At 67.1% G+C, this 24,031-nt stretch carries 19 protein-coding genes and 1 pseudogene; 12 read left to right on the top strand and 8 right to left on the bottom strand.

Features of this window, described 5'->3' with window-relative positions:
- Nucleotides 1–144: 144 nt before the first annotated feature.
- The 4 genes from CFREN_RS08195 to CFREN_RS08180 all read left to right on the top strand — a co-directional run bounded on the left by CFREN_RS08195 (nt 145) and on the right by CFREN_RS08180 (nt 5,788).
- Nucleotides 145–1,461 carry an ISL3 family transposase gene (locus CFREN_RS08195; RefSeq protein ID WP_209651996.1) on the top strand — a complete coding sequence of 439 codons (1,317 nt, stop codon included), beginning with the start codon at nt 145–147 and terminating at the stop codon, nt 1,459–1,461.
- A 74-nt stretch (nt 1,462–1,535) separates the two neighbouring features.
- Nucleotides 1,536–2,942 (top strand): IS30 family transposase, encoded by a 1,407-nt coding sequence (locus tag CFREN_RS08190; RefSeq protein ID WP_209652636.1) that lies wholly within the window; start codon nt 1,536–1,538, stop codon nt 2,940–2,942.
- An 889-nt stretch (nt 2,943–3,831) separates the two neighbouring features.
- Complete coding sequence (locus tag CFREN_RS08185) at nt 3,832–4,419, top strand: ATP-binding cassette domain-containing protein (protein WP_209652637.1); 588 nt, start codon at nt 3,832–3,834, stop codon at nt 4,417–4,419.
- Nucleotides 4,412–5,788 (top strand): hypothetical protein, encoded by a 1,377-nt coding sequence (locus tag CFREN_RS08180; RefSeq protein WP_141743067.1) that lies wholly within the window; start codon nt 4,412–4,414, stop codon nt 5,786–5,788. Before CFREN_RS08185 ends, CFREN_RS08180 begins: the two co-directional genes overlap by 8 nt.
- Nucleotides 5,789–5,836: 48 nt before the next feature.
- On the opposite strand, the gene CFREN_RS08175 is transcribed toward CFREN_RS08180, so the two are convergent.
- From CFREN_RS08175 to CFREN_RS08160, 4 genes are all read right to left on the bottom strand, one after another.
- On the bottom strand, nt 5,837–6,922 hold the full coding sequence (locus CFREN_RS08175; protein WP_209652640.1) for a GTP pyrophosphokinase: 1,086 nt from the start codon (nt 6,920–6,922) through the stop codon (nt 5,837–5,839).
- Between the two features lie 9 nt (nt 6,923–6,931).
- Nucleotides 6,932–9,340 (bottom strand): malto-oligosyltrehalose synthase, encoded by a 2,409-nt coding sequence (treY, locus tag CFREN_RS08170; protein ID WP_209652642.1) that lies wholly within the window; start codon nt 9,338–9,340, stop codon nt 6,932–6,934.
- Between the two features lie 124 nt (nt 9,341–9,464).
- Nucleotides 9,465–10,097: a hypothetical protein gene (locus CFREN_RS08165; protein ID WP_141743068.1), complete on the bottom strand. Its 633-nt coding sequence runs from the start codon at nt 10,095–10,097 to the stop codon at nt 9,465–9,467.
- Nucleotides 10,098–10,236: 139 nt separating this feature from the next.
- The gene (locus CFREN_RS08160) at nt 10,237–11,724 is read right to left on the bottom strand and encodes a 3'-5' exonuclease (protein ID WP_209652644.1); all 1,488 of its coding nucleotides are present in this window, start codon (nt 11,722–11,724) and stop codon (nt 10,237–10,239) included.
- A 291-nt stretch (nt 11,725–12,015) separates the two neighbouring features.
- On the opposite strand from CFREN_RS08160, the gene CFREN_RS08155 reads away from it, so the two are divergent.
- Together CFREN_RS08155 and CFREN_RS08150 are read left to right on the top strand one after the other, a co-directional pair.
- A complete protein-coding gene (locus CFREN_RS08155; RefSeq protein ID WP_209652647.1) occupies nt 12,016–12,237 on the top strand; it encodes a HigA family addiction module antitoxin in 222 nt (73 codons plus the stop codon).
- A 985-nt stretch (nt 12,238–13,222) separates the two neighbouring features.
- Nucleotides 13,223–13,520 (top strand): annotated as a pseudogene (locus CFREN_RS08150) (integrase core domain-containing protein); the annotation flags it as partial.
- Here the strand turns inward: CFREN_RS08150 and glgX are convergent.
- Together glgX and CFREN_RS08140 are read right to left on the bottom strand one after the other, a co-directional pair.
- A complete protein-coding gene (glgX, locus tag CFREN_RS08145) occupies nt 13,517–15,658 on the bottom strand; it encodes a glycogen debranching protein GlgX (RefSeq protein ID WP_209652651.1) in 2,142 nt (713 codons plus the stop codon). The pseudogene CFREN_RS08150 and the gene glgX overlap by 4 nt on opposite strands.
- Before the next feature lie 153 nt (nt 15,659–15,811).
- Nucleotides 15,812–16,366 (bottom strand): TetR family transcriptional regulator, encoded by a 555-nt coding sequence (locus CFREN_RS08140; RefSeq protein ID WP_070520555.1) that lies wholly within the window; start codon nt 16,364–16,366, stop codon nt 15,812–15,814.
- A gap of 187 nt (nt 16,367–16,553) precedes the next feature.
- On the opposite strand from CFREN_RS08140, the gene bioB reads away from it, so the two are divergent.
- On the top strand, nt 16,554–17,564 hold the full coding sequence (gene bioB, locus CFREN_RS08135) for a biotin synthase BioB (RefSeq protein ID WP_209652655.1): 1,011 nt from the start codon (nt 16,554–16,556) through the stop codon (nt 17,562–17,564).
- A gap of 2 nt (nt 17,565–17,566) precedes the next feature.
- Complete coding sequence (bsaP, locus tag CFREN_RS08130; protein ID WP_070520527.1) at nt 17,567–17,860, top strand: biotin synthase auxiliary protein BsaP; 294 nt, start codon at nt 17,567–17,569, stop codon at nt 17,858–17,860.
- Between the two features lie 16 nt (nt 17,861–17,876).
- On the opposite strand, the gene CFREN_RS08125 is transcribed toward bsaP, so the two are convergent.
- Nucleotides 17,877–19,022, bottom strand: coding sequence for an 8-amino-7-oxononanoate synthase (locus CFREN_RS08125; protein WP_209652657.1), 1,146 nt, complete (start codon nt 19,020–19,022; stop codon nt 17,877–17,879).
- A 105-nt stretch (nt 19,023–19,127) separates the two neighbouring features.
- Here CFREN_RS08125 and CFREN_RS08120 point away from each other — a divergent pair, with 105 nt between their 5' ends.
- The 4 genes from CFREN_RS08120 to nadC all read left to right on the top strand — a co-directional run bounded on the left by CFREN_RS08120 (nt 19,128) and on the right by nadC (nt 23,405).
- Nucleotides 19,128–19,715, top strand: coding sequence for a hypothetical protein (locus CFREN_RS08120; RefSeq protein ID WP_070520521.1), 588 nt, complete (start codon nt 19,128–19,130; stop codon nt 19,713–19,715).
- A 40-nt stretch (nt 19,716–19,755) separates the two neighbouring features.
- Complete coding sequence (gene nadA, locus CFREN_RS08115; RefSeq protein WP_425321485.1) at nt 19,756–20,844, top strand: quinolinate synthase NadA; 1,089 nt, start codon at nt 19,756–19,758, stop codon at nt 20,842–20,844.
- 3 nt (nt 20,845–20,847) lie between these two features.
- Nucleotides 20,848–22,431, top strand: coding sequence for an L-aspartate oxidase (nadB, locus tag CFREN_RS08110; protein WP_209652662.1), 1,584 nt, complete (start codon nt 20,848–20,850; stop codon nt 22,429–22,431).
- 131 nt (nt 22,432–22,562) lie between these two features.
- On the top strand, nt 22,563–23,405 hold the full coding sequence (nadC, locus tag CFREN_RS08105) for a carboxylating nicotinate-nucleotide diphosphorylase (RefSeq protein ID WP_070520513.1): 843 nt from the start codon (nt 22,563–22,565) through the stop codon (nt 23,403–23,405).
- Nucleotides 23,406–23,433: 28 nt separating this feature from the next.
- Here nadC and CFREN_RS08100 read toward each other — a convergent pair whose 3' ends face one another.
- Complete coding sequence (locus CFREN_RS08100) at nt 23,434–24,024, bottom strand: hypothetical protein (RefSeq protein ID WP_209652664.1); 591 nt, start codon at nt 24,022–24,024, stop codon at nt 23,434–23,436.
- Nucleotides 24,025–24,031: the final 7 nt, after the last annotated feature.

The raw sequence follows: 24,031 nt of genomic DNA, 5'->3' as shown, positions 1-24,031 counted from the left end.
CGATCTTTACAAAACCGGCTCATCCGGATCTGGAGTGCGTAATTAGCGGGAAGTGATATGTCGGGGTGGCACAACATGTAGGGGCCCTGGCCGGTACAAGATGAGAGTTACCACACAACCATCTGACCGAACCAGGACCCTACGATGCAGCCTACGTTCAACCTCGTCGCCGACACCATTTGCCGCACCGCGGGGCTGGGATTAACGATCACCGATGCCGCGGATGCCGGCGAGTTCACGGTCATCAGTGCTCGTCCCATCGACTCCTGCGACAAGTGCCCGGGCTGCGGACACACAGGCCGGCTGCGTGATCACGTCGTGCGCCGGCTGACCGATCTTCCCGTCGTCGGCTTCCCCACCAGGTTGCAGGTACGCGTGCCGCGGTTCCTGTGCCTGAATCAGTCCTGTGCCCAGCGGATCTACCAGGGCGAACTGGCCTGCGCCGAACGCGGGCGCACCGTCACTCGCCGGGTGACCCGCTGGATTCTGCAACGGTTGGCGATCGACAAAATGAGTATCTCCGCCACCGCCAAAGCCCTGGGCTTGGGCTGGGACCTGGTCAACGACCTCGCCCTGGATGCCTGCCGGCACCTGGTCTATGACGACCCCGGCCACCTTGCCGGGGTACGCGTGCTGGGCGTGGACGAGCACGTGTGGAAGCACACCCACCGGGCCGGTGAGCCGGACTCGTTCGTCACCGTGCTCGTCGACATCACCCCCGTCATCGACGGCGCCGGACCGGCCCGGTTGCTGGACATGGTCCCGGGTCGTAGCGCCGCGGTACTGAGCGATTGGCTCGGCCAGCGTGGGCAGGGCTTTCGCGACCGGGTCGAGGTTGTCACGATGGATGGGTTTGCCGGCTACGCCACCGCCACCAAACAGGCCCTGCCGCGGGCGCAGGCGGTGATGGATCCCTTTCACGTGGTGCACCTGGCCGCCGACAAGTTGACCGTGTGCCGGCAGCGCCTGCAGCGGATGACCACCGGGCGGCGGGGCAAGAAAAACGATCCGTTGTATAAGAACCGGAAAACCCTGTTGACCAGGATTGACTTCCTCACTGATCGACAGCATCGGCGACTCGAGCAACTGTGGGCCACCGACGAAGACTACGTGGCTTTGGAGGTGACGTGGTCGGTGTATCAGCAGATCATCGCCGCCTATCAGTACCCGAAGAAAGCCGAGGGCAAGAAGCTGATGCAGAAGGTGATCAGCACGCTGCGTTCATCGACGATGCCGAAGGGGTTAGAGGAGATTAAGCAGCTGGGAAACACGCTGTACCGGCGCCAGAAGGACGTGCTGGCGTATTTCGATATCGGCGCGTCCAACGGGCCCGTCGAGGCGATCAACGGGCGCCTGGAGCATCTGCGCGGCATCGCTCTGGGGTTCAAGAACCTCGGGCACTACATCTTGCGATCCTTGATCCACTCCGGACAGCTGCACACCAAGATCAACGCACTCTAAATCCTGAAGAGCCACAAAACCTCGGGTTCAGATCGTGAATGCAACACCTTTCCGCCAGGAAAGGACACGGTTTCATGTACCCGCTCGAAACCCGCCAACATGTCATCACCGTGGTCGCCGACACAGGACTGTCGGCCGCAGACGCCGCAGCAGCAGCCGGAGTTGACCACCTCACCGCGAAGCGATGGTTGCGGGCGGCCGGCATCGAACTGGCGCGCGGCAGCCGCGGTGGATCGGCCACCAGACGCGATGAATGCCAACGTCGCGCAGGCGAGATGCTCGCCTCGGGGATGACCCGCAGGGAAATAGCCCGCCAACTGGGCTTTTCCTACAACACCATCCGGCGGTGGTGCAAGGATGGGCAGATGCCTCATCGTCAGCTGCCAACCCGCGATGCCCAGGCCAGGTTCGACGAAACGATCCGCGCATTGCAGCACGACATCGACACCGACACCGATCGGGCGACGGTCGGACGGGGCGCGCGGCTACTGTACGCCCAACGCCAGATCATCGCCTTGGCCGATATGGCGGGCCACACGCAACAAGCCATCGCCGAATTGGCACGCACCTCGGTATCGGCGGTCAGCCGCGAACTTCGGCGCGGCGCCGGGGCGGGCCACACGTATGTCGCCTCCTTTGCCCAGGAGCGGGCCACCACGGCATTGCGGCGGCCACGGTTACGCAAACTCGACGCCAACCTGCGGCTTCGCGCCGAGGTCATCGACCGGCTCAACATGGGTTGGTCGCCCAGGTTAATCGCGCTGGATCTGCGTGAGTGCTTCGGCGACGATGGGACGATGACCATCTCCGGCGAGACGATTTACCAGTGCCTCTACGTCCAGGGCAAAGGCGCGTTGCGCCAGGAACTCAAGATCGAAAAATCGCTGCACACTGGTCGCGCCGCACACGGGCCCCGGTCGCTGTTGCCCTCGCGGCGCGGCGCCAAGTCCTGGGTTGACGGTGCCCACATCAGCCAGCGCCCGGCGGCCGCCGAGGATCGTGCGGTGCCCGGCCACTGGGAAGGCGACCTGATCATCGGTTCCGGCCAGCAATCGGCGGTGATCACCCTGGTGGAGCGGACATCGCGTTTTGTGATGATGCGCAGGCTCGCCGATGATCACACCTCCGGCACCGTCGTGGAGGCGATCAGCGAGATGATCGGATCCATGCCCGAGCACCTGCGGGCGTCACTGACATGGGATCAGGGAGCGGAAATGGCCCAGCACGCCACCTTCACCGTCGCCACCGGCTGCGAGGTGTTCTTCTGTGACCCGCATTCGCCGTGGCAGCGTGGGACCAATGAGTCGACCAACGGATTGATCCGCCGGTTCTTCCCCAAGGGCACCGATTTCCGCGACGTCACCGATGAGCGGATCGCAGAGGTCGCAATGCTGCTCAATACCCGTCTGCGGGAAACCTTGAACTTGATGACGCCGGCTGCGAAACTCGACGAGATCATCGGTGTTGCATCGACCGCTTGAATCCGCCAACGAGCGAAGAATACCGAGGTCTCCAATGAGCTCGCAGCCACGGCGGCGCCACGATAAAACCGGGTTTCGTCGGAAAAGGGGTCGGCCCGGGCGTAAAACGGTCGTAAAGGACTTCAAAGGGCTGAGCGGTTCAGACTGCTGCTTGGAGTCTAGGCCAACGACTATAGCGCTGGGCATTGACCAAAAAACGCCAGCGTATCAACGCTCGATGATCGAGCGTGCTTACGATAAAAGTGACGTACGAATAGGTTGACAAAACGTGAACTTAAAACGAATAATAGGTTGAGCGACTTGATCGTCGGCGGAAGCCTTGCTATCAATAGGTTTACACCCGAGCAAGCAGAGAGGTGGGGAATATGAATATTCGTACACTGCAGGCAATGGTCGACGAAACGGACCTTGCCAGTCTCCGCTGGTTTGGTTCCTCTCGCTTTGGCGGTTGCCCGTGGAGATGCTCGGTTTTCGGGTTTGATCTTCGATCGCTGCATTTCCATCAATAGCAGGGTATATTTTTCCGATATTGATAATCGTCTTATATTGGGCAGGCTTTCTAATCGGGGCCGATGCGAGCTGGGGATAGGTGCCGAACTGGCGGGTTCGCGTCTTCCGGTATTGGCGTTTGAGGCCTTTGAAGAATGCCGTATTGCCGACGGAGACAAGTTGAGATTTAGGCTGGATCAGCGCGAGGATCTAATCCAACTACACGTTTCCGGTGGCCACGCCAGTGTACCTTGGGATGTAGACCGCCTGAAATGCGTTCTCCGGCTCGCATTTTTGAATGAGTATGTCTTCTAGAAAGGGGAGAACGTTGTTTGAAGTAGTTGAAGCGGGATTTCGGTTTGGAGGTCCAGCTGGGGGGGGTGAGTGGCTGTTTCGGGACGTGAGCTTTGCCATCGAAGCCGGCGCAGTCGTGGCGCTGATGGGTCCTTCAGGCTGCGGTAAGACGACATTGCTTCACGGTCTTTCCGGTATTGGCCATCTATCTGAGGGGCAAGGTGTGTTGGATGGAATCCAGATATCAAATCTACCTCAAAGAAAAGTGCGGAAAAACTTGAGGGAATCAGTCTCGATGATCTTTCAAGATCATCTGCTAATCCCTGGCTTGAGCCTGCTCGAAAACGTAGAGCTTTCCTGGTCAATGGCGGGTAGGCCAAGTGGGGCGTTGCCCGGTGAGGTGCTGGACCGTTTGGCGGTAGGGGGAGAGAGGAATTCATTGCCCGAAGCGGTGTCGGGTGGGCAGGCGCAGCGAGCTGCAATTGCGCGCGCCCTCGCCTCTGAGCCCAGAATTCTGTTCGCGGATGAGCCGACGGGAAGTTTGGATGAAGGAAACGCAAGCCGGGCCATAAAGGAAATTACGGAACGAGTGCGGTCTAGCCAGGCTCATGGGTTGATAGTGACCCACGATGCGGCCATCGCGGATCTTTGCGACCGAACGATTCTGCTGGGTGGCGGGTCGATCAATGGCTGATGTCAGAGGTGGTCGGTCAATATCGGTAAAAATCATGCTGTCCTATCTGCGTGCATCTTTGGGATCGAATGTTGTCGCCGTGGTGGCCATCGGCTTCTCCATGGGCGTTCTTGCGGCCGTCATCAATGTTCGAAGTGCGCTCTTGGGCACCGATGTCGGTGATGCTATTACCGTCAATTTGGCATTGAATGTGGCGATTTCCTGGACGATTGCCTCGATTTTTTGTGTGCCGCAAATAGTGGGACGTGCTTTTACGAAGTTCGACTATTTTATCAGCTGTCTGCAGGTCGTGGGCTGGTCCGCGCGCCGGTACTCGCTCATGCTCATTGGGCAACTGCTGATGATCGTTACTTTTTCGATTGTGTTGTCGTATCCCATAGCAGCGGTTTTTCAGCGTTTGGTGATGATGATTCATCGCCGAGACTCTGATGACCTCTTGTATCCGGCAAGGTTTTTTGAGCCTATAGCGCTCAGTTCAATCCTTGTCGCTGCGCTGATCGGTAGCTTTAGCGTCATTATCGTCGGCGTAATGGTGTTTCTCGGTTATGCACGGCGGCAGAAGGTCCAGGGGTCGGGCGTGAAACCCGTGCGGGTCACGCTCATCGGCACCGGGTGCTTGCGCTGGGGTGATTCCGTTGCGGTGCTGCCGATCGTGCTTTTGATCATGGCGGCCCGCGCCGGAGCTCAAGCTGGCCTGTTCGTCATCCTGGGGATGGTCTTCGCATTGTTCTGGCTGTGCAGTCGATCGATCCTGTACATCGTCAGGGGTTTTGAAAAGATGACTGCTCGATGGGCCGGCAGCTATCCTGCAGTGGCTGTCTTGGGCGCATTTTCGGCGGAGCTCCACGCTGCTACGAAGTCCATCGCGTTGCCTCTGGCCTACGTGTTCGGTATTCCCGCCATCGTTCTGTCCGTCTCCCACACGGAGGCTTACGCGCTGAATCAGACGGGGGGAGGCATTCAAAACTGGGACTTTCTGGTGATGCTGGGCTTGCCCTTGTTCTTCGTAGGCACACTGTCGCTTACATCGTTTCTGATGGCTGCGGACCAGGTTTCCATTACATCCGACCGGCTACGGAAGATCGGGTTTCCGGAAGCTCGGATTTGCCTGGTTCGGTTCGCGGGCGTTCCACTTCTATTCGTGGGTATTGGGCTAGTGCTAGCGGCTATTTTTGCGGTTTTCAGCTCGATGGTCCATGTCGCCATCCTCGGTTCGTCCGCAAATTATGCCATCGAGGGGCTGTCGCTTTCGGTGTCGCTGACTTTGGCTGCGGCTATCTTCTGCTCCTTCATCGTGTGCGGAGCCGGATATCTGGCGTGGGGAGCTTTCCGCGCAAAAGCGGTGTCACGATCACTCGTGCAGCACTGAGTTTGGTGCCGGTCGGCTCGTGCGGTGCACGATGAGCACCAACCTCCGCTAACCCACCACCCCGGCCTTGCGCATCTGACCCAGCCGCGACCGCAGCCTCGCCGGGCGCTGCGCCGGGTGCGCCCCGGATTTGCCCGTGCGGGCCACGTGATCGGAGCCGAAGGCCGCCAGCAGCAGATCGTCGATGATGCGCACGTGGCCGGGCTGGAACCGGTAATTCAGCGCCGCCTCCACGGCGGCGACGCGCTCGGGCGCCACCAGTTCTCGCAAATCCCCGACCGTGGTCACCCCGTTGGCGTCGAGAAGCTCCTCCAACCAGGCGTAATGCTCCGACTTCGACCGCGGCACGGTCGGCAGCAACAGCGTCAGCAGCCCCGGCAGCGTCTCCGCTCCGAACTCCACGGCATCGGCGGCGGCCCGATCATCGTCGGCCTCCCCGTCCGCAGTCGCCGCACCCTCGCCGTGCTCCTCGTCGAGGATCGCCGCGACCTGGTCGAACTGCTGGTCCGCCAGCTCGATCAACCCGGCCGCCAGCGCGAACGCGCGGTCGATGCGCGGGTCGACGACACCATCCGGCGACTTGTACCGGATGTCGTGCTCGAACTCCGCCCACGCATGCTGCAAGACGGTGCGCACCTGCACCTCGAACTGCTGGCCGTGGTACGGCGCCAGACCCGGGGGAGCGTTGTCCCCGACGCGGCACACCAGATGATGCGAGCCGTAGCCGAACTGGCCGGAAATCCGCGTCTCCGCCGTCTTGTCGATGGTCCGCAGCACCTCCAGTGAATCCCCCAGAACCGCCAGCACGGAGGGGATTTCGTTGGAGTGGTACGTGGTCACGCGCACGCCGACGAGATCGTGGATGTCATTCCACGGGTCGGGGTAGGCGAAGTCGCCGCCGTCGGTGCGCCGCAGGGCCTTGAGCCGCAGCGACCGCCACGTCTTCACCCTGGCGGTGACGTTGTCGAACGCCAGGCCGGCGTCGGAAAGCAATTCCCCGATGGCGGCCTCGAAGTCGTCCTGCGCCCGCGGATGCGCCGCCGTCCACTCGTCGTAGCGCGCGTGCAGTTCCCGCAACCGGGTGTTGCCCTTCGACTTCGCCTTCGGCTTCGATTTCGGCTTCGAAGTGGACACGGCCGCCGCCTACGCCTCCGGGTCCGCGACGAGCAGCGCCACCGGGAAGGTGCCGAACACCGACGCGACCGTCACCGTGCCGGACCATGCGTTGCCGGTGAAGCGGTCGGTCCAGATGCCCTCCGGCAGGGTGATGGTGGTGTCGCCCCACCCGCCGTCGCGTTCCAGGCCGATGAGGCGGCGCGTGACCAGGGTGATCACGTCCTGCGCTCCGCCGACCGGGCCGCGCGCGTTGCCCACCAGGTACCGTTCGCCGGCGCCTTCGGCGAACACGGGCTGGTAGGTGCCGCCGACGAAGGATTCGGGTCGCTCGTTGCGCAGGGTCAGCGCATGGTGGGTGACCATGAGCTTGACGACGTCGCCGTCTTCGGGATCGACCTCTCCACGTCGGACCTTCTCGAGCGCCCGGGCGCGGGCGTCGTAATCGACGAAACGGCGATTGTCCGGGTCGACCAGGGCGTCCTCCAGGAACTCGGTGCCCTGGTAGGTGTCCGGGATGCCCGGAGACGTCAGCTGCAGCAGCTTGCGGCCCCAACTGGTCACGCGGGCGGCGGGGTCGATGGACTGGACGAACTCGGTGATGCGGTCGCGCAGCGGGCCGTCGAGAAGCGCATCGATCCAGCGCAGGACCTGCAGCTCGAAGTCGGCGTTCTGCTCCGTCCACGTGGTGTGGATGCTCGCCTCGCGCATCGCCTTCTCCGCGTACGCGTGCAGGCGGGCGCGGAACTCCTCGGTGATCTCGCCGTCGGCCGGCCACACGCCGATGATGTTCTGCAGCAGGAAATAGCCCGTCGCACCGTCCGGCGCCGGGGTGACCGCCGACCAGTCGCGGACATTCTCCGCCCAATCGCCGACGATGTCGGAAATCTGGATGATGCGGGCGCGGACGTCCTCGCCGCGCTTCGCGTCGTGCGTCGACAGCGCCGTCATGGTGCGCGGCCACAGGCGGGCGCGCTCGGACTGCAGCAGGTGGTACTCGGCCGCCGACATGCCGTACCGGCCCGGATCGCCGCCGACCTCGTTGAGGCTGATCAGGCGGCAGGCGCGGTAGAACGTCGTGTCCTCCACGCCCTTGGCCATCACGGCACCGCAGACCTGCGCGAACCGGGTGGCCGCCTCGCCCTGGGCGATGAGGCCCGCCGAAATGAGGTCCAGCGCGAACACGCGGGAGGGGAACCGGGCGACCATCTGCTGGATCACCGACGACGTCACGCGCGACAGCGACACGTAGTCGGCGCGGTAGACGGGCATCGCGGCGACGAGCTCGCAGATGGTGTCGATGAGCTCCTCTTCGGTGACGTTGTGGCCTCCGGTCGACCAGTTGTCGCGCCGCAGGGCACGCGCCAGGCGACGCACCTCCGCCGCCAGCTCATGGGCGGCGACGTCGCGCTTCAGGGCCCGCTCGGCGGCGTGCACCGCCGACTTGTCCCACGTCGACCCCGACTCCTGCAGCGCCAACATGCTCATCGCGTCACGCGAATCGCGGTTCATGAACACGTTGTCGAACTCCCGCAGCGCGTCGTAGCCCGTGGTGCCGTCGACGTCCAGGCGGGGATCCAACGGCTCGGTGGGCCCGAGGATCTTCTCGATGACCAGCCACTTGTCGTCGCCAAGCAAACGGCGCAGCTCGGACAGATACCCGAACGGATCGGACAAACCGTCCGGATGATCGATGCGCACGCCGTCGATGATGTCGGCCGCGATGAGCTCCCGGACGATGCGATGCGTGTGCTCGAACACCACCGGATTTTCCTGGCGGATGCCCGCCAGGCCATTCACCGAGAAGAAGCGGCGGTAGCCGATGATGCCGTCGCGCCAGTACATCAGGCGGTACGACTGGCGATCGTGGATCTCCTGCGGAGTGCCCTCGTCGGTGCCGGGCTTCACCGGGTAGACGTGGTCGTAGTAGCGCAGCAGCGGCTCGTCGCCGGAGCGGTCGATCTCCAGCTTGTCGACGTCCTCCGGGGAACCGAGCACCGGCAGGCCCATCTTGCCGCCGGCACCGTTGTCCTCGTGCCAGTCGATGTCGAAGTAGGGCTCGAACTGGGAGTCGCGGCCATTGGTCAGGACATCCCACCACCACTCGTTGAGCTGCGGATCCTCCACGCCCAGGTGATTGGGCACCAGGTCGATGATTATGCCCATGTTCGCCTTGTGCGCGGCCTCCGCCAGCGCCTGCAGGCCGGCCATGCCGCCGATTTCGGGATTGACGACGGTGGGATCGATGACGTCGTAGCCGTGGTTCGACTCCGGCACCGCCGCCAGGATCGGCGACAGGTACAGGTGGGAAATGCCCAATTCGGCCAGGTAGGGGACCTGCTCGACGGCGTCGGCGAACGTGAATGCCCGGCCTTCCGCATCCGCCTTGGGGCCCCGCAGCTGAAGTCGGTAGGTCGAGGTGATGGGGAGTCGGTTCATGGAACCTGGTCACGCGCCTTTCTGTGTCGGTTGCCCGGGTCGTCGGATGTTCGGGTCGCGCCCGGGCGGTCGGTCCCGCCGCACCGGCCGGGCCCCGATCGTCCCCGGCCGTCGAAGCGTGGGCTCAGCGGGCGGGGACCCGGGGCCGTCCGGTGCGGCCGCCGGCACCATCGTAGTTGGAATCGGGCCTGCCCTGCCCGGCCGCCAGCAGCACCGCCGCCCGGTGGGTGGCATGGTCGCCCCGGCCCTCCTCGGGCGCGTGGACCGTCAGACGGTCGTCGCCCAGGGTGAACGCCAGCGGGGACACGGGGTCGTCGGCCGCCCGCCAGGACCGCGCCGCCCACAGGTAGGCGCGCGTCAGGTCGGCGTCGGCGGGCATGGCCAGCAGGTGCTCGACGGAGGCGGGGAAGTACACGGGCCGGGCGGCGAAGAGCCGACGCAGGTGGCCGTCGAGTTCGAGGAGGGAACTGACTTCGGCCAGCCAGCCGGTTGGGCGGGCGGCGGGGGAGCCGATCTGGATGCCCCGGCTCAGGTCGGATTCGTCGGCACCGGTCACCGCGGCGGCGGGCCGGGCGGTGAGGTGGAGTTTGCCGTGGGCGATGTGGCGTTCCATCAGCACGCGGGCCGCCGCCTCGACGCAGTATCCGGGTTCGGTGACGACGCCGACCAACCCGCCGCCCGCGTCGCGCCAATCGACGTCTGCGGGGGCGGTGGTCAACCAGGTTGCGGGGCGAAGTTCGGGAACGGGCCTGTGCACGTGAAGACCTCCTGCAAGGGGGACGATGTCACGTGTTTGGACGCGCCGCAGCGCGGAACGGTTCCGTTTATTTTTCGCGGGGGTGATTCCGGGGGAGGCCGCCGTCGTCGGCGTCGCCCGGGCGCCGTCCGGGCGTCGTCTAGAAGGGCGGTTCCTCCTCGAGGCCGAGGACGGTGAAAAGCTGCTTCTCGTCCCAGATCTCGATGTTCTGGCCCTGTTCCTTGTATTCGCGGGCCTTTTTTTCCTTGGAGGTCATCGAATCCCACGGGCCGGCGACGAGGATGGTGGTCTTCTTGGTCACGCCCTTGTTGATGTCGGCGCCCGCGTCGGCGATGAGCTCCCACAGCCGGCCCTTGTCGTAGGGCGCGAAATCGCCGGTGAGCGTCACCCGCTGCCCGTAGAGCAATCCGTTCGAGTCGGCGTCCTCGTTCTTGGCGGGGATGACGTCGGGGGCCTTGACGGCATCCCACTTCGCCCGGCGGTCCCGGGCGGCGCCGCCGGAGCGTCCCCGGCTTCCCGCGTGACGACGGCCCGCCCCCGCGCCACCGACCTGGGACCGCCCCGTGGTCCGCATCGGCACCAGGCGCGTGCCGAAGAGCATCCCCATTTCCATGCCCAGGTTCTCCGTGTACTTCACGGGGTTGAGCGTCGGTTCGTCGCCGGGGTGTTCCCGCATGAGCCACAGTGCGACTTCGGCGCACGCGACGGCGTCGTCGCAAGCGTCGTGATGCGCGAAGTCGGCGGCTCCGGCCTCGCGGGCCAACGTCGTCAAGCGGTAATTCTCCACCTGCAGCCCCACGCGCCGCGCCCACTCGTACGTGCAGGCGTAGGCGACGTCGGGGACGTCGATGCCCGCGGCCGCGCATCCGCGCTTCAGGGCCGTGAAATCGAACTTGGCGTTGTGGGCGACCACCGGCGTGCCGTCGACGAGGCGACCGAACTCCTCGGCGCGTTCGGAGAAGGTCGGCGCGTCGACCACATCGGCGGGCGTGATGCCGTGAACGGCGATGTTGGCCTCGTCGAAGTCCTCAAGGCCGGCCGGTGGCTTGCACGGCCACGAGTACGTGGCGGTGACCTTCCCGTCGCGCACGGCGGCGAGGCCGAACTGGATGACCGAGCCCTCGTCGGCGTTGGCGGTCTCGACGTCGAAGGCGAAGAAATCCGGGTCGGGGATGTCCCCGCCGAGCTTCGGCGCCGGGACGCCGGGGGAGTCGGTGGAACCGGTGGAGGCGGTGGCGTCGGTGGAGTTCGAGGCGCCGGTTGCCGCGACGGTGGCCGGCGCGACACCGGAGGCATCGTCGACGACCACCGCGTACTCGGAACCCTCGATCGCGCCGGCATCGAGATCCGGTCCGGCGCCGAACACGTCCATCAGAGCGCGCGCAGCCGCCAGAGTCGACGGCGTCACCCGGGCGGAGGGCAGGTCGCCGCCGAAATCGATGCGGCCCGGGAGGATGCGCCCCGGTTCGGTCAGCGACGCCCCGCCGGCGGCGTCGGAAAGCGAAGCCGTGGCGCCGGAAACGTCGGTGCTGCGCGTCCGGGCGATGCGATGCACCGAAACGGTGGCCGGCGAACCCGGAGTGACGCGGACGACCGCGCCGGAGAGTCGGAAGTCGAGAACCTGCATGCCCACGAGCCTAGCGGCCGCCGCGGCCTGATCCCGCCGCCGCCGGAGGTGTGACGGGGGTAACGGTGTTGCACGTGTGTGATCCATGACTCACTATGGTTTGCGGAAGAAACGTTCACACATTTTCCGACCCTCAAATGTCCGTTCGGCAAGCGGGGTGTTCCGGGGTTACCCTGTTCACCGTCGCGAGCGACCGGGCACCCATCCGGCCATCGCAACCTCGGAAAATCCGAGCAACCTCGAGAAGAAAATCGACTGATCACCAGCCACGATCCCGCAAGGAGAGCACGCATGACCAACGCAGTCTCCACTCACCCCGGCACCATCCTGGACGAGCATTTCCTCGAGCCCCGCGGCCTGAGCATCTACCGCCTGGCCGTCGCCATCGACGTGCCCAGCTCGACCCTCGAGCGATTCCGTTCCGGCCGCACGAACCTGACCGACGACCTCGCCCGCCGCCTGGGCGACTACTTCGGCACCGGCGCCGACTACTGGCACGAGCAGGCCGCCTAAACCGGTCCGGCCCCGAAGCCCGACAACCGAAGAAGACGAACACGCACCCGGGAGCGGAAGCAAAGAACTAACTCCGGTGCGAAACCGAAGAAGACGAACACCGGAGACGATCCGAAGCAGACCAACTCCGGAGTCGAGTCGAAGCAGACGAACTCCGACGACGAGAAGAGCCGAGCGGCGCACCCCGTGAAGGGATGCGTCGCTTCATGATTTTCGGGCGCGCCGTGGAGGAGGGGGTCCGCCGTGCTGCCGCACTCGCCTTCAGGACGCCCCTCCGCGCCTTCTGGCCGGCTCGGTTGACCGCAGTAGGCGCCTTCTGGCCGGCTCGGACCCAAACCACGGGGTCCAAACCACGGGGTCACCCAGGAACAGCCGTCCATCGACCACCTCATCCCTAAACCACGGGGTCCAAACCACGGGGTCGGTCGTTTTTCGGCTCCAAGCCACGGGGTCGCCATCGATCCCGTGGTTTAGACCCCGTGGTTTGGAGTGAGGGGGGTGGTCCCCGTGTTTTGGATCCCGTGGTTTGGGGTGGGGGTGGTGGTCCCCGTGTTTTGTCGGCCCCCTTTGGGCCGTTTCAGGCTTTGCGACGGCCGTCGTCAAGCATCTCTTTCTTGGATGGTCGGCGGCGACCCGGCGGATGGAGACCGCGTGAGAAACAGCCGGCAGGAGCGTGCCCGGATGGTTGGAGACCCGATGGGGGCGTCTGAAAGGGCCTGAATACGACAAATGCAGCCTCATGCCGAGTGGACGTCGATAAAAGCCCAGGACGAGAAAATCCGTGGCTGCATTTGTCGTCTAACTGTTGTGACCCGGTAGGTCGCGAACGTTGCCTACCGGGCGAGGAGTGCCTGGCCCAACTCATCGTCGACGACGGATGGAACTGCGCCCGAGCCGCCGAACGATTCCACGTCTCGACCTCTACGGCCCACCCGGTACTGCGCCGCTGCCTGCTCGCGCTTGGCGTAGACGGAAACCCCCGGCGTACCGGTCGCGGTTGTTCAACGACGTGCTTGCTGCCCAGCAGATCAAACACATCTTCACGCGTCCGCATCGGCCGCAGACCAACGGCACGGTCGAGCGGTTCAACCGGACGGTGGCCGCTGAATGCGCCTACGCCGGTACCGACGGCGGCGAGGGCCGATACTTGCGACGGCGAAGCCGCCCGTGCGCGGCAGTATCCGGGGTGGCTGCATCACTGCAATCACCACCGACCCCATAGCGCACTGGGCGGCTCAACTCCCGCGAAAGTCGTTCACGACCTCACGGGACACGACAACTAGAGCTTCTCCTTCAGCACGACGGTCGAACGCGCCGGAACGCGCAGCTCACCCTCTGGGTGCACCAGGCGCTCGCGGGTCGGACGCCCGGTCAGCTCGGTGGTGTCGATGATCACTTCCCACTCGGAGGCGTACTCGGTGCCCGGGATCTGGAAGATCAGATCCTCGTGGTGGGAGTTGAAGCACAGCATGAAGGTGTCGTCGACGATGCGGTGTCCGCGGGCGTCGGGCTCGTCGATGGCCTTGCCGTTGAGCCACACCATCAGCGATTTGCCGAAGTCGAAGTCCCAGTCGTCCTGCGTCATGACGCGACCCTCGTGGGTCAGCCAGGCGATGTCGCGGTCGTCGGTTTCGGCGCCCAGCGGGCCGCCCTTGAGGAAGCGCCGGCGACGGAACACCGGGTGGTCGGCGCGCAGCTTCAGCAGGAAGCGGGTGAAGTCCACCAGCTCGGAGTTGGTGCGCACCTGGTTCCAGTCCATCCACGCCAGCTGGTTGTCCTGGCAGTAGACGTTGTTGTTGCCCTTCTGGCTGCGGCCCATTTCGTCGCCGTGGCTGATCATCGGGGTGCCCTGGGACAGCAGGAGGGTGGTCAGGAAGTTCCGGCGCTGCCGTCCGCGCAGCTGCAGGATCGTCTCGTCGTCGGTGGAGCCTTCGACGCCGCAGTTCCACGAGCGGTTGTGGGATTCGCCGTCGCGGTTGTCCTCGCCGTTGGCCATGTTGTGCTTGTGGTTGTAGCTGACCAGGTCGTTGAGGGTGAAGCCGTCGTGGGCGGTGACGAAGTTGATCGACGCGGTGGGGCGGCGGTCGTTGTTTGCGTACAGGTCGGACGAGCCGGTGATGCGGGAGGCGAATTCGCCCAGGGTCGACGGTTCGCCGCGCCAGTAGTCGCGGATGGTGTCGCGGTACTTTCCGTTCCATTCGGTCCATTGCGGGGGGAAGTTGCCCACCTGGTAGCCGCCCTCGCCGACGTCCCAGGGCTCGGCGATGAGCTTCACCTGGGAGACGATCGGGTCCTGCTGGACCAGGTCGAAGAACGCGGACAGGCGGTCGACGTCGTGGAACTCGCGGGCCAGCGTCGAGGCGAGGTCGAAGCGGAAGCCGTCGACGTGCATCTCGGAGACCCAGTAGCGCAGAGAGTCCATGATCAGCTGCAGCGAGTGCGGGTGGCGGACGTTGAGGCTGTTGCCGGTGCCCGTGTAGTCCATGTAGTGCTGCTTGTCGCCTTCGACGAGGCGGTAGTACGCGGCGTTGTCGATGCCGCGGAAGCAGATGGTCGGGCCCATGTGGTTGCCCTCGGCGGTGTGGTTGTAGACCACGTCGAGGATGACCTCGATGTCGGCGTCGTGGAACGCGCGCACCATGCCCTTGAACTCGGACACCGCGCCGCCGGGCTTGGTCGACGCCGCGTAGTCCTGGTGCGGCGCGAGGAAGCCGAAGGTGTTGTATCCCCAGTAGTTGCGCAGGCCGAGGTCGCGGAGGCGGTCGTCCTGGAGGAACTGGTGGACGGGCATCAGTTCGATGGCGGTGACGCCGAGGTCCTTGAGGTAGTTGATGATCGCGGGGTGCGCCAGGCCGGCGTAGGTGCCGCGGAGGGATTCGGGCACGTCCGGGTGCGTCATGGTCATGCCCTTGACGTGGGCTTCGTAGATGACGGTTTCGGAGTAGGGGTGCTTGGGCTGGCGGTCGGTGGCCCAGTCGAAGAAGGGGTTGATGACGACGGAGGTCATGGTGTGGCCGAGGCTGTCGTCGGTGTTGCGTTTGCTGGGGTCGTCCAGGTCGTAGCTGAACAGGGACTTGTGGCCGTCGAAGTCGCCGTCGAAGGCTTTGGCGTAGGGGTCGACGAGCAGTTTGCTGGGGTCGCAGCGGTGGCCGTTGGCGGGGTCGTAGGGGCCGTGGACGCGGTAGGCGTAGCGCTGGCCGGGCATGATGCCGGGCAGGTAGCAGTGCCAGATGTGGGCGTCGACTTCTTCGAGGGGGATGCGCTTTTCTTGGCCTTCCTCGCTGATGAGGCACAGTTCGACCTTTTCCGCGATATCGGAGAACAGGGCGAAGTTGGTGCCGGCGCCGTCGTACGTGGAGCCCAGGGGGTAGGGGTCGCCGGGCCAGACCTGGTACTCGCCGTCGATGTTCGCGTTTGTCATGTCGATAACCATACCGGGAGGGGGCCGGGTTATACGCGCCGACGAAACCTTTGGTGCGTTACGGATTCATGGGATGTGCTTTACGACGGCCCGGCCTCGGGGTGAGCGGTGTGCGGGTCGGGTGAGGTGCTGGGAGCGTTCGGCGTGTCGGCGTCAGGAGTCCCCGGCGGCGATGCCGGCGATGATCAGGTCGACGCCGTGGCGGATGCGGCGGCCGTGTGCGGTGGGGTCGGTCGGGTTGTCCGCGACCCTGGCCAATTCTGCGGCGGTCTGTTCGTCGACGGTGGAGCCGAGGATGAAGTAGACGAGGGTGGCCGCGGCGTCGACGGCCAATTCCTCCCCGATCGGGGCGTCGGAAAGCAAGGGGACGAGAATCGAGGCCGGTCGTACGGAGACGGTGTCGGTGGCCAGGCCGGCGGAGACGACCTCGGCGCCGTCGCGGTGCGACGTCAGGCACTCGTGGAGTGCGGTGGCGAAGGCGGTGACGTCGGTGGGCCAGTTTCCGGTGGACTCCAGCTCGGACAGGGGTGCGAGCAGCTGGTCGGCGACCGCGCCGAGCAGCGCCTGCTTCGACGGGAAATGCCAGTACATGGCGCCGGCGGCCGCGTCGAGGTGGCGGGCCAGGCGGCGGATGGTCAGGTCCTGGAGTCCGTATTCGTCGAGGATCTCCATTGCCGCACCCATGATGATGTCCTTGGTGAGCTGCACGGAATCCACGTTATCGGAAAGGGAGGGGGCGGGTTCGGCCAATTTCTTGAACGACGTTCGTGAGCGGGGTACATTCGTCTCCAAACATCCTTCGACATGACGATCGCGCCCCGCGGAGCCTGCGGCGGCCACGTTTCCGGTCGGCGGTGCCGCACATCGCCGAATCACCCACCAGCCAGGAGAACCCATGACCGACAATTCCTCCGCCGACATTCTCGAGATCGCCCGCGAGAAGGTGCTCGGCCGAGGGGAAGGCCTCGACCATGCCGAAACCCTCGCAGTGCTCCAGCTTGACGACGACAGGGTCGACGAGTTGCTCGCCCTCGCCCACGAGGTCCGCCTGAAGTGGTGCGGCGAGGAAGTCGAGGTGGAGGGCATCATTTCGCTGAAGACCGGCGGCTGCCCCGAGGACTGCCACTTCTGCTCGCAGTCCGGCCTGTTCCAGTCGCCCGTGCGCAACGCCTGGCTGGACATCCCGGCCCTGGTCGAGGCCGCCAAGCAGACCCAGAAGACCGGCGCCACCGAGTTCTGCATCGTCGCCGCAGTCAAGGGGCCGGACGAGAACCTGCTGTCCCAGCTCGAGCAGGCCGTGCAGGCCATCCATGAAGAGGTCGACATCAACGTCGCCGCCTCGGTGGGCATCCTCACCCAGGAGCAGGTCGACCGCCTGGCCAAGGTCGGCGTGCACCGCTACAACCACAACCTGGAGACCGCCCGCTCGCACTTCCCGAACGTCGTGACCACCCACTCCTGGGAGGACCGCGCCGAAACCCTGCGCATGGTCGCCGAAGCGGGCATGGAGGTCTGCTGCGGCGGCATCCTGGGCATGGGTGAGACCCTGGAGCAGCGCGCCGAGTTCGCGCAGGACCTGGCGGCGCTCAACCCGACCGAGGTGCCCATGAACTTCCTCGACCCGCGCCCGGGCACCCCGTTCGAGGGGCGCGAGCCGCTGCCGGCCAAGGATGCCCTGCGCGCCATCGGCGCGTTCCGTCTCGCGCTGCCGAAGACGATCCTGCGTTTCGCCGGCGGCCGTGAGCTCACCCTCGGTGACCTGGGTGCGGAGCAGGGCCTGCTCGGCGGCATCAACGCCGTCATCGTGGGCAACTACCTGACCACCCTGGGCCGCCCGGCCGAGCAGGACCTGGACATGCTGGGCAAGATCCGCCTGCCCATCAAGGCCCTCAACGCGACGGTCTAGCCATGGCGGCCACCACCGCGCGCACCACGGCGCGCCGGGGCTCGAACCCCGACTCGACGGAGCTGCTGAAGGCGACGCTGCTCGGCGACCCGCCGGAATACGACCCCTTCACCGGCGCACACCTGGCGGCGGGGGAGGAGCGGCCGCTGAGCCACTCCGCCCGCGCCGGGCTGGAGGCCCCGCGTTACTGCCGTCTGTGCGGGCGCCGCATGGTCGTGCAGGTCCGGCCCGACGGCTGGTCCGCGCGCTGCTCGCGCCACGGCGAGCTCGACTCGGCGCTGCTCGAACGCCGCTGATCGAATCTCGCCGGGTCTAGGCCGGCGGCACGTCGCCCGGGCGCGGGGCGGCGCGCCGAAGTTCTTCCGCCGTGAGGTTCGCCCGCGCCGTGATGCGCAGCCGCGAACCTCCCGGCGGCACGCTCGGCGGGCGGAACACCCCGACGAGCACGCCGCGCGCACGCAGATTGTCGCGCGCGGCCACCGCCCGGACCGGATCTTCCAGGATCACGGGCACCACCGCCGACGGGGGAGCGGGAACCCGCCACGCGTCCGCGATGGCCTCTGCGTTGTGCAGGACGGATGCGGGCAGCGACGGATCGTCGGCAAGCAGACTCAACGCCGCCAGCGCCCCGGCGGCGGCGGGCGGGGCGAGGGCGGTGTCGAAGATGATGGGCCGCGCGACGTCGATGAGATGGTCGCGCAGCTGGGGAGGACCAAGAATCGCGCCACCCTGGGCGCCGAGCGACTTCGACAACGTCACCGTGACCACCAGATCCGGCGCGCCGGACAGTCCGGCCGCCGCCACCGCCCCGCGCCCGCCGGGGCCGACGACCCCCAGCCCGTGTGCCTCGTCGACGAGCAGCGCCGCACCATGCGCGCGGGCGACGTCGTACAAGGCCCGGACGTCGGCGACGTCACCGGACGTGGAGTACACGGCGTCGGAGATCACCAGGGCGCGGGCTTCCGTGCGCGAGGCCAACGCCTCCTCGATCGCCGCGACGTCGCCGAGAGGGGTAACCGCCACGCTGGCCCTGGACAGTCGGCAGGCGTCGATGAGCGAGGCATGCGAGCCGCCGTCGGAGACGATGAGATCGCCGCGCCCGGCCAGCGCCGTCACCGCCGCGAGGTTGGCCATGTACCCCGACGAGGCCGTCAGCGCCGAGCCGAACCCCATGAACGCGGCCAGCGCGCCCTCCAACTCGTCGTGGACGACCGTCGCGCCGGTGACCAGGCGCGATCCCGTCGACCCCAGCCCGTAGTCGTACAGGGCGGCCGTCGCCGCGTCGACGACGGCGGGGTGGGAGTGCATGCCCAGGTAGTCGTTCGACGCCAGGTCGAGCAGTTCGGCCGGCCCGGGCGGTCGCGGCGACAGGGTGCGGTGCAGGCCCGCGGCGATGCGCGAACGGGTCAGTTCCCCCAGTTCCGAAAGGTGGGAGCGGCCGGTGCGTTCATCGGTCATGTTCCCACGATAAACCATCTATTGAACAATGTTCGGGAGGGTGTCGTCGTCACGCTCCCGCACGCCGGAAGCGGGCCCGGCGCCGGGACGGGTACATTTTCCCCCATGGAACCGCAGACCCCCGCGCAGGCCGCCCGGCCCACCCGCCGCCCGCCCCGCTTCATCGGCGACGCGTCGGCCGTGCTGTTTTCGGCGCTGCTCGGCGGCGCGCTCGGCGGAGTCGTCTGGGCGCTGGTCCGCCCCATGCAGACCGTCACCTTCCTCGAAGGCGGCCGCCTGGCGGTGCGGCAGGACGGCCTCGACGCGGCGTTTTCGGCGCTGCTGTGGTTCACCGGCATCGCCCTGGTGCTGGGGCTGGTCCTGGGTTCGATGGCGCACAAGCGCTTTCCGACGGCCCGCGGCCTGGCCATGGAGGCCTGGGTCGGAGTGGCGGCGCTGGCCATGGCCGCGGTGCAATGGGCGTCGGGAAACCTGCTCGCCGGGATGCGCCAGCCCGACCTCGATGCCGTCGCGCCGGGTTCGTCGGTGGACGTGCTGCCCGCGTTCGACTCGCCGGTCGCGCTGCTCGTCGCGCCGTTCGCGGCGATGCTGGCCTACTGGTGCCTGTTCTTCCTGGCCCCGAGGCCGGGGGAGGATCCCCGCCCCGGGCCCGGCGGCGACGGTGATGCGGGAGGCGGCCGACCCACGAGCTAATATCGGCGGCAACAAGATCCTTTCCAGCCAAGGAGCCGATGTGACCACCCCCGCGTCCGCGCAGGACAGCGCGACCCTTCAGCCCCTCGAGTCCGCGTTGGCGGCATCCGTCGTCGACGCCGAGGGCGGCTACACCGGCGTCGAGGCCACGCAGGAATGGGCGGACGAGGTCCGCCGCCTGGCCCGCGAACGCAACGCCGTGATTCTGGCGCACAACTACCAGCTGCCGGAGATCCAGGACATCGCCGATTACGTCGGCGACTCCCTCGGCCTGTCCCGCGTGGCCGCCGAGACGGAGGCCGACGTCATCGTGTTCTGCGGCGTCCACTTCATGGCGGAGACCGCGAAGATCCTCAGCCCCGACAAGACGGTGCTCATCCCCGATGAGCGCGCCGGCTGCTCTCTCGCCGATTCCATCACCGCCGATGAGCTGCGCGAGTGGAAGGCCGAGCACCCGGGTGCCCTGGTGGTCAGCTACGTCAACACCACCGCCGACGTGAAGGCGGAGACCGACGTGTGCTGCACCTCCTCCAACGCCGTCGACGTCGTCCGGTCCCTGCCGGAGGACAAGGAGATCCTGTTCAACCCGGACCAGTTCCTCGGCGCCCACGTCAAGCGCGAGACCGGCCGCGACAACATTCGCATCTGGGCCGGCGAATGCCACGTCCACGCCAACATCAACGGCGACGAATTGGCGCGCCGGGCGGAGGAGAACCCGGACGCCGAGCTGTACATCCACCCGGAGTGCGGGTGCGCCAACTCGGCGATCTACCTGGCCGGCGAGGGCACCATCGAGCCCGAGCGCGTGCACATGCTGTCCACCGGCGAGATGCTGGCGTCGGCGCAGCGCGAGGCGCAGCGCGCGGAGGATCGCTCCGAGCGCAAGGTGCTCGTCGCCACGGAGGTCGGCATGCTGCATCAGCTGCGTAAGGCCGCCCCGGACGTGGAGTTCGAGGCCATCAACGACCGAGCCTCCTGCTCCTACATGAAGATGATCACCCCGGCGGCCCTGCTGCGCTGCCTGGCCGAGGGCGCCGACGAGGTCACCGTGCCCGCCGACGTCTCCGACAAGGCGCGTGCCTCCGTCGAGCGGATGATCGCCATCGGCAATCCGGGCGGCGGCGAGTAGGTCGTGGCCGCGGGCTCCGGTTCGGGACGTGACCCGGTGGCCGGTTTCGACTGGTCGGACCGGTGCGATCTGCTGGTGATCGGCGGCGGCGTCGCGGGATTGTCCGCGGTGCGCCGGGCCCGGGAACTGGGGTTGGACGTCCTGCTCGTGGACAAGGGCCACTGGTCCGCCGGTGCGCGTCGGCATCTGCGTTTTGCGGGGGCGGCGACGAATCTCGCCCAGGGCGGACTGGCCGTCGTGGGGCTCGACGACGCCCCCGAGGGTCCGGAGGGACCGGGCGGCGACGGTGGCCCGGAGGGTCCCGATTCCGTCGAGGCCCACGTCGCCGACACGCTCGACGCCGGTGCGGGGCATTGCGACGGCGACGCCGTGCGCGCCATCATCGGTGCGGGCGCCGACGCCGTCGAATGGCTCATTTCGTTGGGCGCACTGTTCGATCCGAAGACCAATCCGGGCGACGCCGGCCGGTATTCGCGCACCCGCGAGGGCGGTCACGGCCACCGCCGCATCATCCACGCCGGCGGCGATGCCACGGGCGCCGAGATCCAGCGGTGCCTGGAAGCGGCGGTGACGGGGGTGCGCGTTCTGCAGAATGCGGTGGCCGAGGAGATCATCGTCGACGACGACGGCGCCCACGGCGCGCTGATCCGCGACCCCCGCGGCCTCGGGGCGGTGCTGGCGTCGGCGACGCTCATCGCCACCGGCGGCGTCGGCCACCTCTACCGCGCCACGACCGCGCCCGACGGTGCGCTGGGCCAGGGCCAGTGCCTGGCGCTCGATGCGGGGGCGGAGCTGGCGGACATGGAGTTCATCCAGTTCCACCCGACCGTGCTGTTCGATCGGGAGCGCCGCGGCCGCCGCCCCCTCATTTCGGAGGCGGTGCGCGGCGAGGGCGCCCGCCTGGTCGACTCCCGCGGCCGCTCCGTCACCGAGGGCGTGGACCCGCGCGGTGACCTGGCGCCGCGCGACATCGTCTCCCGGGCCATCGCCACGCGCCTGCGGGAGCTCGGCGAGGACTGCGTCTACCTCGACGCCCGGCACATTCCCGGCGTCCGCGAGCGCTTTCCGACGGTCACCGCGGGCGTGGCCACCGCGGGATTGGATCCGGCGAAGGATCTGCTGCCCGTCGCACCCGCCGTGCACTATTCCTGCGGCGGAATCGCCACCGACGTCAACGGACGCACCCGGGTGCCGGGGCTCTACGCTGCGGGAGAGTGCGCCCGCACCGGCCTGCATGGCGCGAACCGGCTGGCGTCGAATTCGCTGTTGGAGGGTCTCGTCGTGGGCCGCGCCGTCGCCGAGGACGCCGCCGCGGCGATCGGGGCCGGGACGCTGGGGGAGCAGCACCCCGCGGACATCCGACGCCGTCGCATCCGCCCGCGCCCGTGGCCCCGCGATCTCGACCGCCTGCAACGGGCCATGACCGACGGCGCGGGAGTCACCCGAACCGCCGAATCCCTGGCGCGGGCCGCACACGCCCTGTCGGCCCTGCCCGACTCGGCGGAAGTCGCCGTGGCGCGCACCATCGTCGCCGCGGCGGCCGCACGACCGACCACCCTGGGCTGCCACACGCGGCTCGACGAGTAACCGGGGCGGCGTCGCAAAGCAACGGAACCGACCGCGAACCGACCCGACCCGATCCGAACCGCTCGACCCCGCCACCGACCGAAACCGACGACCACACCAGACCCGACGAAAGCCAAGGAGCGCGAATTCCCATGCTGGACGAAAGAATCACCCGCGGCCTCATCCGCACGGCACTGCAGGAGGACCTGGCCTACGGCCCCGACGTGACGTCGCTGGCCACCGTCGGGCCGACTCAGCGGTCGCGGGCGAAGGTCGTCTCGCGCGTCGACGGCATCATCGCGGCGGGGGCCGCCATCCGCTGGACGCTCGAGGAGGTCATCGCCGACGACTTCGAGGTGGACATCCTCGTCGACGACGGCAGCCGCGTCGCCCCGGGCACCGTCGTCGCAGAGATCGAGGCCCCCACCCGCGGGCTGCTCACCGCCGAACGGACGCTGCTCAACATCGTCACCCACGCCTCCGGCATCGCCACGGCCACCCGCCGCTGGGTCGACGCCGTCTATGGAACCGGCGCCCGCATCCGGGACTCCCGCAAAACCATCCCCGGCCTGCGCAACCTGCAGAAGTACGCCGTGACCTGCGGCGGCGGCGTCAACCACCGCAACGGCCTGGGCGACGAGGCCCTGATCAAGGACAACCACGTCGCCGCCGCCGGGGGAGTCGTGCCCGCCCTGGAACGCGTGCGCCGCGCCTACCCGGAGCTCAAGTGCGAAATCGAGGTCGACGACCTCACCCAGCTCGACCAGGTGCTGGAAATGAAGCCCGAACTGGTCATGCTGGACAACTTCGAGGTGTGGCAGACCCAGATCGCCGTCCAGCGTCGCGCCCAGGTCTCGCCGGCCACGCAGCTGGAGTCCTCCGGCGGGCTCACGCTCGAGGTCGCCCGCGAGTACGCCTCCTGCGGAGTCGACTTCCTCGCCGTCGGCGCGCTGACCCACTCGTCCGGTGTGCTGGACCTGGGCCTGGACTTCTAGGCCCCGTAGGTTCCGGCGCCGGGTGCGATCACGGTCGCAGCTCGGCGGTGATCCGCGCCGCGACGTCGTCGAGCAGTCCCGCGAACTTCGCCGCCGCAGCCGGGTCCGAGGCACCCAACGCCGCCTTGGCGGTCAGGGCGCGGTTGAGCGCATCCTCCGCCCGGGGCACGTCGCCGCATTCGAGCTGGCACAGGGAGATCTGCGCCAGCAGCGGAATCTCCTGGGCGCGCATGCCGTCGGAGCCGAACAGGCCGGCCGACAGCTCCAGGTGATCGACGGCGCGGCCGGGGTGGCCGCGGCGGACCTCCGCCTGACCGTTGAGCGCGTGCCACTGGGCCCAGCGCATGTGGCGCGGCGGGGTGGCGGCGGCGACCTCGGCGTCGATGGCGTCCGGATCGTCGGCCTCGAGGGTATCGAGCAAGTCCAGGTAATCGGCGGCGCGGTCCATGAGTTTCGGCGCCGAACCCCGGATCGGGCGGCCCAGCGAATCGGCGTTGGGCGCGTCGGCGGCGTCGCCGAGATCGGCGAAACCGGCCATCAGCGTGTCGGCGGCGGACCAGAGCTTGCCGTCGGCGGCCAGGGCCGACGCGGCCTCGAAGATGTCGGTGGGGGTGCGCATGGCCGTT

This window comes from Corynebacterium freneyi (assembly GCF_030408835.1).
In the GTDB taxonomy this organism is placed as follows: domain Bacteria; phylum Actinomycetota; class Actinomycetes; order Mycobacteriales; family Mycobacteriaceae; genus Corynebacterium; species Corynebacterium freneyi.
The sequence above is the reverse complement of the archived record's forward strand: the minus strand, read 5'-3'. Positions and strand labels throughout refer to the sequence as shown.

Excerpts from the sequence above, each read along its gene's own strand:
- CFREN_RS08190 (WP_209652636.1), top strand. The coding sequence starts at position 1,536 with ATGTACCCGCTCGAAACCCGCCAACATGTCATCACCGTGGTCGCCGAC.
- CFREN_RS08180 (WP_141743067.1), top strand. The coding sequence starts at position 4,412 with ATGGCTGATGTCAGAGGTGGTCGGTCAATATCGGTAAAAATCATGCTG.
- bsaP (WP_070520527.1), top strand. The coding sequence starts at position 17,567 with ATGGCGGCCACCACCGCGCGCACCACGGCGCGCCGGGGCTCGAACCCC.
- bioB (WP_209652655.1), top strand. The coding sequence starts at position 16,554 with ATGACCGACAATTCCTCCGCCGACATTCTCGAGATCGCCCGCGAGAAG.
- treY (WP_209652642.1), bottom strand. The coding sequence starts at position 9,340 with ATGAACCGACTCCCCATCACCTCGACCTACCGACTTCAGCTGCGGGGC.
- CFREN_RS08195 (WP_209651996.1), top strand. The coding sequence starts at position 145 with ATGCAGCCTACGTTCAACCTCGTCGCCGACACCATTTGCCGCACCGCG.
- CFREN_RS08100 (WP_209652664.1), bottom strand. The coding sequence starts at position 24,024 with ATGCGCACCCCCACCGACATCTTCGAGGCCGCGTCGGCCCTGGCCGCC.
- nadC (WP_070520513.1), top strand. The coding sequence starts at position 22,563 with ATGCTGGACGAAAGAATCACCCGCGGCCTCATCCGCACGGCACTGCAG.
- CFREN_RS08160 (WP_209652644.1), bottom strand. The coding sequence starts at position 11,724 with ATGCAGGTTCTCGACTTCCGACTCTCCGGCGCGGTCGTCCGCGTCACT.
- glgX (WP_209652651.1), bottom strand. The coding sequence starts at position 15,658 with ATGACAAACGCGAACATCGACGGCGAGTACCAGGTCTGGCCCGGCGAC.
- CFREN_RS08155 (WP_209652647.1), top strand. The coding sequence starts at position 12,016 with ATGACCAACGCAGTCTCCACTCACCCCGGCACCATCCTGGACGAGCAT.
- CFREN_RS08120 (WP_070520521.1), top strand. The coding sequence starts at position 19,128 with ATGGAACCGCAGACCCCCGCGCAGGCCGCCCGGCCCACCCGCCGCCCG.
- CFREN_RS08125 (WP_209652657.1), bottom strand. The coding sequence starts at position 19,022 with ATGACCGATGAACGCACCGGCCGCTCCCACCTTTCGGAACTGGGGGAA.